This is a genomic window from bacterium, from assembly GCA_035419245.1.
Lineage (GTDB): Bacteria > Zhuqueibacterota > Zhuqueibacteria > Residuimicrobiales > Residuimicrobiaceae > JAKPUX01.
Map to the genome: position 1 here is coordinate 1 of DAOLSP010000020.1, position 12,244 is coordinate 12,244.

The following is a 12,244-nucleotide window of genomic DNA, read 5'->3' on the forward strand; positions in this document are numbered from 1 at the left end:
TTACTGGTATTACTCCTATAAGCATTGACTTTTACACAAGATTTTGGACTTGACTCCTTAACGAACTCGTAAAATGTTTAAAATTTATAGTTAATCTTCGAAGTTGCCCCAACGGTCAATCTCGCCTCGCCTTTCCGAAAGCAGAGGATCCCACATCTTTTCGACGTTCATCTCATGCCCTGCATTTTCGGCTTTTTCACATTCATCGATGATCGCCAGCTGGTAGTCCAGAATTACAAAGCTATTGGGATGAATTGATAACTTCCGCAAAAAGTCTTGTTTTTATGTATAATATTATTACATAATAGAACTAATGATCGAAATTCTCTGTCCGCCTGTAAACGGAAAGAATTGCTCTTTTGGGAGGTGACATGGTGGGATCATAAATTGTCAGCGGGCACTTTAAAAGCGGCCAGGGGTGGGCAGATCAAAAGCGGCCAGTCAGCGAGGAGTTAAGTTTATTCTTTTTTTGATTCATTATCAAGTTCTTTTTGTTCTTTCTCATCTGCGTGTTTCAATCGATAGCTACGGCCAGTAATCATGATCATATGGACGGTGTGCATCATGCGGTCGAGGATGGCAGAAGTTGCGGCATTATCCCCGAGGAGTTTTCCCCAATCTTCCAGGGGGCGGTTGGTGGCGATCAGGGTGGATCCGTGGCGATAGCGGCGATGGATAATTTCGAGCAGATCTTCGGCTGCGGTGGGAGCGAGATTGCGCATGCCAAATTCATCGACGACCAACAAATCGGGTTTGACCAAATCATGGATCATCTGTTTGCGCTGGCCCAGAGCGGTGGCTTCAGCGAGTTCCTCAGCCAGATCAAAGATAGAGCGGTAGATGACCGTAAAGCCTTTTTCCACAGCGGCAATAGCCAGGCCGATGGCGAGATGAGTTTTACCGACTCCTGGCGGGCCAAGAAGGATGACCGGTTCGTTATTTTGGATAAAGCGGCAAGCGGCCAAATCCATGATGTTTTTCTTGCGGATGGCCGGGTTAAAGGAAAAGTCAAAGGTGTCCAGGGTTTTGAGCTCAGGCAATTTGGCCGATTTCAGCCTTCGGTTCAAGAGCCGTTCTTGCCGTTTAAGGAGTTCATCTTTCAGCAGATTGGTGAGAAAATCCAGATACGAGAGGTCGTTGGCCTGCGCCTCCTGCAAGCGGATGGGTAAGCCATTGGCCATGCCGGAGAGGCGGATCATCTTGAGCTGGTAGAGGATCTGTTCCATGCTAATCTCCTTTTTCGGTGAGCTGCTGCAGGGCTTGTGCGTAATGCTGATAATCTTGCGGCGGCCGAATGATTTCATGGTGTTGCAGGAAAGCAGTCCTGCCATCGTCCAGGTCAAGGTCGTACTGCCGGTTTTCGCACAGCGCTTTGATCGTATGATAGCGCACGGAGTGAATTTGCTGGGCTTGATAACAGGCTTGCTCCAGAGTATCGGCGGAGTATTTCTTATAGAGCTGCAGGATGCCACGGATGGCGCGGAAGCCCAGTTGACCTCTGGCCAGGATAATCTCTTGTCCTGCCTTTTGACAATGCGGGCCGATCTCGGCCAGCCGGGATAGCAGATACCGCTTGGTCTCTTCCATGGTGCGGCAAAATCCCTCGGGCAGGTGTTCTTTATTGGTGCTGAAACGCCCCGATTCGATAGTGCGATGAAACGCCACGACCTGATCTTTGAGCAGAACTTTCACTGTTTCAGCATTGAAGCGGACTTGGACCCTTTGCCCGATCAATTTGTGGGAGACCGAGTAATAGGCGCCTTTGACTTCGATATGGCCATCGTCAAGGACAGTGCGCTGTCCGATCTGGAAATAGACAAATGCCATTGCCGGCAAGGGCTTTAAAGCAGGTTTTTCTTCGTTGATGAAAACCGCCCAGACTTGACGTTTGGTGGTACCGTGAATCCGGGTACGCGCCACATTTTTATTCCAGTTTCGCAGATGGGCATTCTCGGCTTCAAGCGATTCAAATTTCAGTCCTTTAAGCGCATTGTCTTTGGTGTAGCCGACGCCGGATTCTGTTTTTCCCTTATGCTCCGGCTTTCGGGGCAAACAGGGCAACGGCACAAAACCGGTATGTTTGGCAAATTCAGCGTATAAGGGATATAGCTCGGGTTCAAAGAGATTGGCATCCAAAACACCGCTTTTAAGATTGTCGTAGCGGATCACGGCTGGCACCCCGCCAAATTCGGTAAAGGCATGCTCGTGGCAGCGGATGAAAGTCTCAACGTCCTGTTTCCATACCACTTCCTCATAGGAGTGGCGGGAATAGGAAAGCACCATTTTGAAAAACCACGGACGTTGGTAGCGGCCGTTTTTCAGAACAGGTGCGCCGCGGCCAAAGTCGACTTGCGCCTCCTCACCGGGTAAGACGTGCATATGACCAACAAGATGAGGCGTACGCTTCTTGAACTTACGCACGAAGCGCTTTATGCAGTCATATGATCCTTTGAATGCAAAGTCGGCTACAAGGTCCTGGTAGATGCGTTGTGCGGTGAGACCCACTTCAAGCTTTTGGGTGATTTGCTCTGCATAGATGGCCGCATTGCTGACTCTGGTGGGTAAATGGACAGGTAGTTGCGGGGGTGAGACTACGTCGAATTCGCCCGGCGGGCACTTTGGCCGGTTTTCAATTAAAGCCGGACACTCGGTGGGCACTTTGGCCGGTTTTGAACGCCGTGGATCATACTTGGCTATGGTCTCGCGACGGATGCCGGTTTCTCTTTCGATCTGGCGGTAGGACCAGCCAAGCTTCAGTAATTGTTCGATTAAAATAGTCTTGTCCATCTTCAGTATGTTGGCCATGGCTTTCCCTCCAAATGGTTGGAGGGAAATATTCAAATTTTATGCCTGACTTATGCATGCTGAAAGTGGCCGGTTTTAAAGTGCCCATTGCTGGCCGGTTTTGAGTGCCCGCTGACACAAATAGTGGATAAGTATGCTGGACATAGATAAAGGAAGTCGACATTGAAACTCCTTTCAATTTTATTCAGGCTTGTAAATACTGAAAGAAATACATCAGCAAATAGGAGATTGGAGCCACCACCACCACCACCAAAACGCCCATTATCTCTTGTCGGCAATATCGATGCAAATTGTCCCTATTGCGGCAGTGCCCTTAAAAAAAAGCCTGGCGCAAAAACAAAATGCCCTTTCTGCGGATGTTATATTTTTGTAAGAACCCGCCCGATTGACAAAAAGCAAGTTCTCGTAACACAAGATGAGATTGAAATAATTGAAGAAGAGTGGGCAATAGTAAATGGAACCCACGAATTTTACCTGGCGGGAAAACGCGAGCGTGAAAGTATTCGAGATGAATTGCATAAAAAGTTTGGTCATCCTCCAGACAAAGAGGACATTGAGTGGGTTCGTTTAAATAGGCAACTCCATCGGGAGGCTCGAGAGAATGCCTGGGGAGGATATACCAGCACCAGACGGCAGATGGCGGAAGCACTTCAAAAAAGGAATAAATTGGATCATGCTTTACGGACCTATTTGGAAGTGTGCTATCTGGATCTAAATGGTCCACAAAACTGTACGGTATATCTCTATAAAGAAGCTAATCCCAGAAAAGAACCCCGCTTTTTACCTAAAGAGGGTATGCTTGCAATTGAGATAGACCAAGTCATTTCTATCTCCAAAAAGAACGGCATTACGGTATCAGAACTAAAAAGGCTATTTTTCGAAATAGCCAATAAACAGCACCAAAACTTAAGACTCCCATTATCTCCAGAGAAAGCATGGGAGCTAGTAGATAAGCAGTTGAGGGATGCAAAACTGGTAGAGTGATGAACTAGACCCAATATTGTGGACACCCTGAAAAGTTCAGGTCTTTATAGCCAACTAGCGGTTGTTTAAGGAACTCGAGAACTTCGACCGGCGGAGAACAAGAAACGGCCCAAGGCGTTTGACAAGAAAACAAGGAAGGGGTATAGCGATCATTTTCCGGTTGAGATGGTTGTTGAGATTAAATAACGCTCCAACACAGTGGTTAAGCACACTGGCGTATTTGTTTTGAAATCTACTTCAAGCTCTTGCAGCAAGCTCAATCTGCAAAGGATGGAATCCATGAAAACCTCAACTCTCATGGTCCTCGCACTCATTTTAGGTGCGCTAGGAGTCTGTCGGATTTAATTTGTAAGTGTTTATTTTTATTATGATGGCACTTTAGCGGATAATTTTATAAACATCTATTAATCAATAGCTTATATTTTTTCAAAATCTCAATTCCGACAGACTCCTAGGGATCGTGTTGATAATTTTTGGCATCACGACAGGTAAACATGGTGCCACGGTCATTGGTATAATTGCTTCCGGGGTAGCAGCTCAACGCTTCCTCTCGTTGCGAAAGAAAAGCGGCAGCGAGAAAAAGTAGGATCAACTAAAACCGAGAAAGTGGACACCTTGAGAAATCCGTATCTTCATAACCGGTTATTAGTTGCAAGAGCACATTGAGACCTTAATAGCCGGCAGAATTCATTCAGCCAAAGCTATACAATCCATGTTCAGTTTGAACATTCAAATAATGCGACTTAAATGTGTGCGGTAATTTGCTGTTATAGCCAGGAAGATATCATGAGGGGCATGCCATGGCAGAGATGATTCCAGAAAGCATTAGCGCAAACTCCGAGGCAACTGCAGGGGAAAAACGTATATTTAGACTTCTACAAGACGCCCTCACACCAGATGAAGATTTCCTCGTTTGGTATGAGCCTAAAATCATCGACAGGTATAGCGACTTTATCATTTTCTCCCAACGATTTGGATTAATAGCAGTCGAGGTCAAAGACTGGGTCATATCCAATATTAAGGAATTCAATCCACGCATTTTTAAGGGAATTTTCCACGGCGTAGAGAAAGAAGTTGCCAATCCCGTGGCTCAGGCAAGAGATGTCGCTACAAGAATCATGGAATTATTGAGAAGCATATCGTCACTCGTCCATCTCGAAGGTGAATTCCGCAATAAGTTAAAATTTCCGGTAGGTCATTGTGCCATACTTGCTAATATTTCAAGAGCGCAGGCACAGGAGAAGGGATTACTCTCCAACGCACAAATTTTAGGTGATTTTCAGACCTTATTTAGCGATGATATAAGCTTTGATGTTGATGATAAGGAGCAGTGCCGGGAATTTATTACAAAACTGAAGAAAACATTCACAGTGAAATATTATTTTGAACCTTTAACATATAATGATTTAAATGCATTACGTTTTGCGATATTCCCTGAAGTCCGGGTCAATGTAAGTAAAATTAGGAAGCTCAGAACTGCTGAAGATGAAGAATTATTAAAGACGTTGGATCTTCAACAAGAGAGAACTGCAAAGAGTTTAGGAGAAGGCCATCGAATCTTGAAAGGGGTTGCTGGAAGCGGCAAGACCCTCGTATTGGCCTGCAGGGTTAAGTACTTAAAACAAATCCACCCACGCTGGCGAATCCTTGTCGTTTGCTTCAATATTTCATTGAGACAATACCTTCGGCAACTAATACAGGTTTCCGGCAATTCGGGCACAGTAAATAATGATATTGATATTTTTCATTTTCATGGATTAGTTAAAGAATTGACCAACGCTAATTTAACCAAGCTTCCGGATGAATCAGAAGATGAATATGATATTCGGGTTGGTAGAATTTTGATAGGTGCGATAGCTGAGGGTCGTATTAAGAAAGGCATCTATGACGCAATATTGATTGATGAAGGTCAAGATTTTACGACTGAATGGATGCAGGGTTTATCTCAGCTGTTAAATGAGAATTCAGATAGTCTACTATTTTGCTACGATCCAGCTCAAAACGTATTTGGGAAACGAAAGCCGAATTGGAAAACTGCTGGTTTCAAAGTCCAGGGCAAAAAACCCTCTGAACTAAAAAAGAGTTATCGCAATACTGTGGAGATTTTAAGTATCGCTACCAAATTAGGCAGGATCGATGCGCAAGCGAAACAGAATACAGATGATATTATTGATTGTACTTTGTTTCCCGAAATAGCCACTAAGAGGCATGGGGAATTGCCAGTTCTAAAGTATTTTCAAGATGATGAAAGCCTCGTTGATTTCATATTGGACGAAATTGGCAAATATATAGAACAAAAAGAGTGCACTTTCGCTGATATTGGAGTTCTATATACTGATTGGAAAGTATTACCTCCTCTTTTCCTCGATAAATTCGAAAAAGTTTTTGGAGCTGATAAGTGCTATTGGGTTACACGTGATAGAGAAAGCAAAATCAACCTCGATATCTCCTCCAATGATGTTAAACTACTTACTCTAGAATCATGCAAAGGCCTGGAATTTAGAATCGTGTTTTTTTCTGGTCTTGAAGATTTACCCAAGAGAACTCGCGATGAGGAGTCACAGAGGAGCCTTGCCTATGTTGGACTTACCAGGGCCCAAGATGTCTTATACGTTACTGCATTGCGAAAGTCCGGGTATGTCGAAGAACTTGATAATATTCTCGCATCAATGAAACCATCAGAATATTTGCCTCGGTAAACCAGCTATTTTAAGGGAGGCTGTGCGTAAAAAGACGCCATTCAGTAACAATTTTTGGGGACTGTTTCTAAGTGCAGAAGTGGGTGGTTATGAAAGCTGGATATCTCATGAGCGGGTAGTATTTTGCGGTATTGGCCGGGCAGGGGCCAAAAGTTTTTAGTCAGATTACTGTTATAAACAGAGCACGGAATCTTTACAGCCGGTAGAATTCATTCTACCATCAACTATGCAGTCCCGTCACAGTTTGAAATTCCAAATCTTGTGGCTTAACTGTGTGTCGCAATTTTCGGGGATTGACCATTCCATTGGTGAAGTGAGCAGGCAGTTTAATCTGTAAGCTGGCAAGAAGAGTAATTGAGGAATCGCCATTCTATGACAGAGGTAGTTAAGAGAGGTTACATAGGTCTCACGGATCCAGATTGGTATGACTATCTATCCAACCATCCTCATCTGGATGAAGTGAATTTCTGGCAACCACATGGCAACCGTGCATTTAGAGCCATCGAGCCTGGCGAGATGTTCTTCTTCAAACTGAGGGCACCATTCAAGAGAATAGCTGGATTTGGTTTTTTCGAGCGTTATGAATCTCTCCCCGCTTGGCTTGCCTGGGAAAGCTTTGGCGAGATGAATGGCGCCCCCGACTTCGAATCCATGGTTGACCGGATTATCCGTCTTAGGGGTGACAATGGTTCACGTTCGGGTGATTTCCAGATTGGCTGTATTATGGTCACAGCTCCTGTCTTTTTCCCAGAAGATGATTGGATTAAGCCGCCCAATAATTGGGCTGCCACCGGCATACAACAGGGCAAGAGGTACGATTTGCTTTCTGGTGAGGGATATCGCATATTTCATGAATGCATGGAGCGGGCCGAACATAGTGAGCGCTATTGGAACGTAGACCATGTTGCAGACGATGCACCTCGATACGGTGAGCCCCTATTGGTTCGTCCAAGACTTGGGCAGGGGATATTCAGTCTAGAGGTCCGTGATGCCTATCGTGGCGCATGTGCGGTCACCGGTGAACATTCCGGACCCGTACTAGAAGCATCTCACATTGTCCCATATGGCCGGGGTGGAAAACATACTATTGACAATGGACTTCTGCTTAGAAGCGATCTACATCGCTTGTTCGACCGAGGATATGTTACTGTAACACCAGAATATAAATTTCGAGTGGGTGAAAGGCTTCGCCAAGAGTTCAACAATGGTAGAAGCTATTATGGTCTTAATGATTTGACGATATTCATTCCAGAGCGAGAAGCCTGGCAACCGAAGCGTGAGTATCTTGAATGGCATCTGATAGAATTGTTCAAGGGTTAATTCTTGTTAAAAGGTATCAACCGGCATCTGCTTACATTCACTTTGCCCAGCCTCAACGGCAAATTCGTGAGTCCTTGTTTGACTAACGTAAGAAGTCACCGAAGGATAAATCCGAAGCTTATAATAAAGTTTTGAAAAGCCAAGTGCATAATTAGAGTCAAGTCCAAAATCTTGTGTAAAAGTCAATGCTTATGGGCGTAATACCAGTAAGGTGTAACCTTACTGGTATTACGCGGCATCCTTTTCATCGTTTTCTGATGAGCTGGCTTCCTGTTCATATCAAAATTGAGGTAGCGTCTACCCGTCCGATTGGTCCTGTAGACCAAAAACGCAAGAAAACTCGGACTCATACCATCTAGCTGATATTTTCCCCGCTTAATTTTAGCCTTTTCTCGACCTTGTTTGGATACATGCAAAATCTGCATATAAGATCAACTATCAGCAGTTTTCAGCATGATGATGCTCATCGTATATTGCAGTGTCCAGACCTGCGGTCAAAGGCAAAAGTCGCGCAAGAGTTACCTATTCGTGAAATTGGCCGAAATTGTCCTCGGACCCGGTTGATTCTAGGGAAATCGAAGTGCTGCAGCGGCCGTAAGAGCAGGGGGATTTGCACAAAGTCCGGTTGCGACAGCAGCCCGCGACCAAAATGTCGAGCAACTCGACTTTTTGGTCGAAATTGCTTAACTATTTTCGGCACAATATCGGCTTATCATATTGATTATTTGCATATTATATCTATCTAAGAGGTCTGGCATAGGAATTGCAGAAATCAAGGATAAATATTACTTAACTTAAAGGCCTTCATATGATAAAAGACGTCTGTACACGCATCGTTAAAACCACTGCAATACTATTGGCTCTGCTCCACAGTCAATTTGAAGTGCTTCAAGCACAAAACTTACCCACGGCCACATCCAGCCTCTTTTCTGGTTCGGGTAATTGTGCCATGTGTCACAGTGCCGCTAGTGGTGTTTTTACGACGTCAACCGGGACGGATATCTCCCCGGTCGCTCTCTGGCAGTCGACCATGATGGCCAATGCCGCCAAAGATCCCCTGTGGCAGGCCAAGGTGACCGCTGAAGTGGCTGAACACCCGGCCCTGCAGGCAGTGATCGAAGACAAATGCACCACCTGTCATATGCCGATGGGCAAGACAGAGGCCTTTCATCTTGGGAACGCCCACTTTTCCTTCGAAGCCGGCACGACAGATCCTTTGAGCATGGACGGTGTCAGCTGTACCCTGTGCCACCAGATCCAGCCGCAAAATCTCGGCACAATAGAGAGCTTTTCCGGCGCCTATCAGATAACAGATATTCACGACATCTTCGGTCCCTATCCAAATCCGATTACCACGACAATGTTCAACCAGGTCGGTTATACACCGCTACATTCTAGCCATGTGAATCATTCCGAGCTCTGCGCCACTTGTCATACCCTGTATACGCCATACGTCAACAATCAGGGCGAGGTGGCTGGGTATTTTCCTGAGCAGACACCTTACCTTGAATGGCTGAATAGCCAATATTCCAGCCAATCGGTCTACTGCCAGACCTGCCATATGCCTGCCAGTCCTGAGCCGATGAGGATTTCCAGTCGGCCTCTTGGGTCTTCCGAAAAGCGTACACCCATTTGGGGGCACGATTTCGTCGGTGGAAATATCTTCATGAACACTCTGATTAAAGCGAACGCCTCGGAATTAGGGGTGACCGCCAAAGACTCCCGCAGCGATATCACCATCGAGATAACAAGGCAGATGCTCCAGGAGCGAACGGTGGAGCTTACGGCAGAGGCATTTCTGACCGGCGATACCCTGTGGGCTGAAGTGCAGGTCAAAAACCTGACCGGTCACAAGTTCCCCACCGGTTTTCCAAGCCGGCGCGCTTGGATTCATCTCCGCGTCACTGATGACCGGGGTAATCCTGTTTTTGAATCGGGCAACTGGGATGCCAACGGTGAGATCATCGGCCTCGACGAAGGATGTGAGCCTCATCACACAGTGATTTCGATGCCAGAGCAGGTACAGATCTATGAGGCGGTCATGCAAGATGTAGACAATGAAGTGACTTACACCCTACTTCGCGGCGCACGATACCACAAGGACAACCGCCTTCCGCCCAAAGGCTTCACCCGTAAAATTCCCGACTACGCATCAATAGCAGTCATCGGCTCAGCCGCCGATGATCCCGATTTTAATAGTGATCCCTCTGGCGTGGAAGGCAGCGGCACCGACCGGGTGATCTACAAGGTCGCACTAACAGGCAGGAGCGCCAGTTTCACCCTCCAGGCCGAAGTATGCTACCAGACGGTCACACCAAGGTTTGTGCAGGACCTTGTCGCCCACCCGACCAGCAAGGCAACAGCTTTTAAAACCTTTTACGAAGGCTCCAGCAACAAGCCGGTCTTGCTCAAATCGATCTCCCTCCCCGTCGTGAACACAGGCGTTCATCAGAATAATGAAGAAATAGAACCCAAGTGCTTCACCCTGTTGAAAAACTATCCCAATCCCTTCAATGCCTCGACAGTAATCACCTTTACAATTCAAAAGTCCGGACCGATCTCGCTTGAGATTTACAATTTGCGTGGCGAGAAAGTAAAAACCATGGCTGCAAGAAATCACTCGGCCGGCGAGTACAAGATCACTTGGCAAGGCAGAGATGATCAAGGCGATCAGGTGCCTAGCGGAATCTATGTGGCGGCATTGCGATCCGATGAGCGCATTAGCACATTACGCATGATTCTGCTGCGCTGATCCGCTACAAATTGGGCTTCATAAATCACCGGATTTTGAGGTCCTTTTCTCTATTTCTGGCAATTTATGAAGCCATTACGAATTATCAAAGTCAATATTTATAATCTGTTAAAATTTTTTCAGCGACGACTATTTAGGCAAGTTATTGCAGAAACAAATCAAGTCCAAAATCTTGTGTAAAAGTCAATGCTTATGGGAGTAATACCAGTAAGGTGTAACCTTACTGGTATTACGCGGCATCCTTTTCATCGTTTTCTGATGAGCTGGCTTCCTGTTCTTTGTCAAAATTGAGGTAGCGTCTACCCGTCTCCCAGATCTCCGAAGTTTCCTGGCATAACGCAGCCGCCAATCTCAAACAGGAAGCTTGGTTCGGAAAAATGCGGATAACCCTGCTGCGACGTCGCAGTTCCTCATTTAATCGCTCCAGCATGTTGGTTGATTTCATTTTTCGTCTGTGGTCAACCGGGAGATGTAAGACTGTAAGACATGATTCCAGGTTTTCATCGACCCAGACGGCGACCTTGGGATATTTTTCTTCCAGCTTCAATACCAGGTGCTCTTTTCTTCTCAACGCTTCTTTCTCATCGGCGGCTGTAAAAATATCCTTCAATAAGGGCAGGTAAAGCTTCAAATCTCGACGACTCAGTTTCATGATAAAGTTGCGAATAAAGTGCACCTGGCATCGCTGCCAGGCCACCCCCTGGAAATTACGATGCAGGGCTTTGACAAGGCCGGTATGGTCATCGGAGACCGCAAATAGTATGCCCCGCAGGCCACGATTTTTCAGGCCTTTAAAGACATCATCCCAGCTGGATTCGTTCTCACTGTCGCCTATTTCAACGCTCAAGACGGCCCGATGGCCGTCTTCAGTAATGCCGACGACCAGCATAACCGCCTGAGATACAACGCCTTGTTTGGTGCGCACTTTTTCATAACGGGCATCCACGATCAGGTAAAGATACCGCTCATTAAGCGGACGATTACGCCAGGCGTCCAATTGCGTGTCCAGACGTTTGGTCAGCTCACTGACTTGGCTCCTGGATACCGCGGTGCCGCAAAGAGTTTCGATGATTTTGCCGACTTTGCGGGTGGAAACACCCTGCAAATACATTTCCAGCATGGAGGCCATGAAGGCCTGTTCGTTTCTCTGATAGCGATTAAAAAACTCAGTGCGAAACTGTCCAAGCCGGTCCCGATAGATGGTCAGCTCCAGCCGGCCAACACGCGTTTTGAAACAACGGGTGTAGGAACCATTGCGAATACCACGCCGATCCGCACTTCGCTGATGCGGCCGGGCATTGATGTATCGATCAAATTCACTCTTAATCAGTTCCTGCAAACACCCTTGAACCAAACCGGATAAAAAATGATGCTCATCCAACAAAGTTGTTTGCAGATTTGCCGACACTTCTGTATCTTTCCCTTGAGTCATGTGAACATCCTTTCCTTTTAATTAAGGGCTACTGACAAAAGGATGTAAGCATGACTCTTTATATTTACAAGCTCTTTTTATACAAAATTACGGATTTGATCAACCTTGAACCCTCTCGCCAAATTGAACCTGAAACCAGATACTTCTTGCTATTCAATAAAATTTATAATATATATAATAGTAGTCAGGCCGTACGCCAGCGACAAGTCGGCCGTCGGCCCACCCCGTCTGCTGCTAACCCTTGGATGGAAT

General features: G+C 46.1%; 7 protein-coding genes. 4 read left to right on the forward strand and 3 right to left on the reverse strand.

Going from position 1 to position 12,244, the window contains the following annotated elements; genetic code table 11:
• Positions 1 to 458: 458 nt before the first annotated feature.
• Both istB and istA read right to left on the reverse strand, forming a co-directional pair.
• Positions 459 to 1,226, reverse strand: coding sequence for an IS21-like element helper ATPase IstB (gene istB, locus PLH32_15835; GenBank protein HQJ66077.1), 768 nt, complete (start codon positions 1,224 to 1,226; stop codon positions 459 to 461).
• 1 nt (position 1,227) lies between these two features.
• Positions 1,228 to 2,805, reverse strand: a complete 1,578-nt coding sequence (gene istA / locus PLH32_15840; protein HQJ66078.1) for an IS21 family transposase — start codon at positions 2,803 to 2,805, stop codon at positions 1,228 to 1,230.
• A gap of 162 nt (positions 2,806 to 2,967) precedes the next feature.
• Between istA and PLH32_15845 the strand changes: the two genes are divergently transcribed.
• The 4 genes from PLH32_15845 to PLH32_15860 all read left to right on the forward strand — a co-directional run bounded on the left by PLH32_15845 (position 2,968) and on the right by PLH32_15860 (position 10,560).
• Positions 2,968 to 3,789 carry a hypothetical protein gene (locus PLH32_15845; protein ID HQJ66079.1) on the forward strand — a complete coding sequence of 274 codons (822 nt, stop codon included), beginning with the start codon at positions 2,968 to 2,970 and terminating at the stop codon, positions 3,787 to 3,789.
• An 800-nt stretch (positions 3,790 to 4,589) separates the two neighbouring features.
• Positions 4,590 to 6,488: a 3'-5' exonuclease gene (locus PLH32_15850; protein HQJ66080.1), complete on the forward strand. Its 1,899-nt coding sequence runs from the start codon at positions 4,590 to 4,592 to the stop codon at positions 6,486 to 6,488.
• A 372-nt stretch (positions 6,489 to 6,860) separates the two neighbouring features.
• Positions 6,861 to 7,808 carry an HNH endonuclease gene (locus PLH32_15855; protein HQJ66081.1) on the forward strand — a complete coding sequence of 316 codons (948 nt, stop codon included), beginning with the start codon at positions 6,861 to 6,863 and terminating at the stop codon, positions 7,806 to 7,808.
• A gap of 949 nt (positions 7,809 to 8,757) precedes the next feature.
• Positions 8,758 to 10,560: a FlgD immunoglobulin-like domain containing protein gene (locus PLH32_15860; protein ID HQJ66082.1), complete on the forward strand. Its 1,803-nt coding sequence runs from the start codon at positions 8,758 to 8,760 to the stop codon at positions 10,558 to 10,560.
• Between the two features lie 229 nt (positions 10,561 to 10,789).
• On the opposite strand, the gene PLH32_15865 is transcribed toward PLH32_15860, so the two are convergent.
• Positions 10,790 to 11,992, reverse strand: a complete 1,203-nt coding sequence (locus tag PLH32_15865; protein HQJ66083.1) for an IS256 family transposase — start codon at positions 11,990 to 11,992, stop codon at positions 10,790 to 10,792.
• Between the last annotated feature and the right edge of the window lie 252 nt (positions 11,993 to 12,244).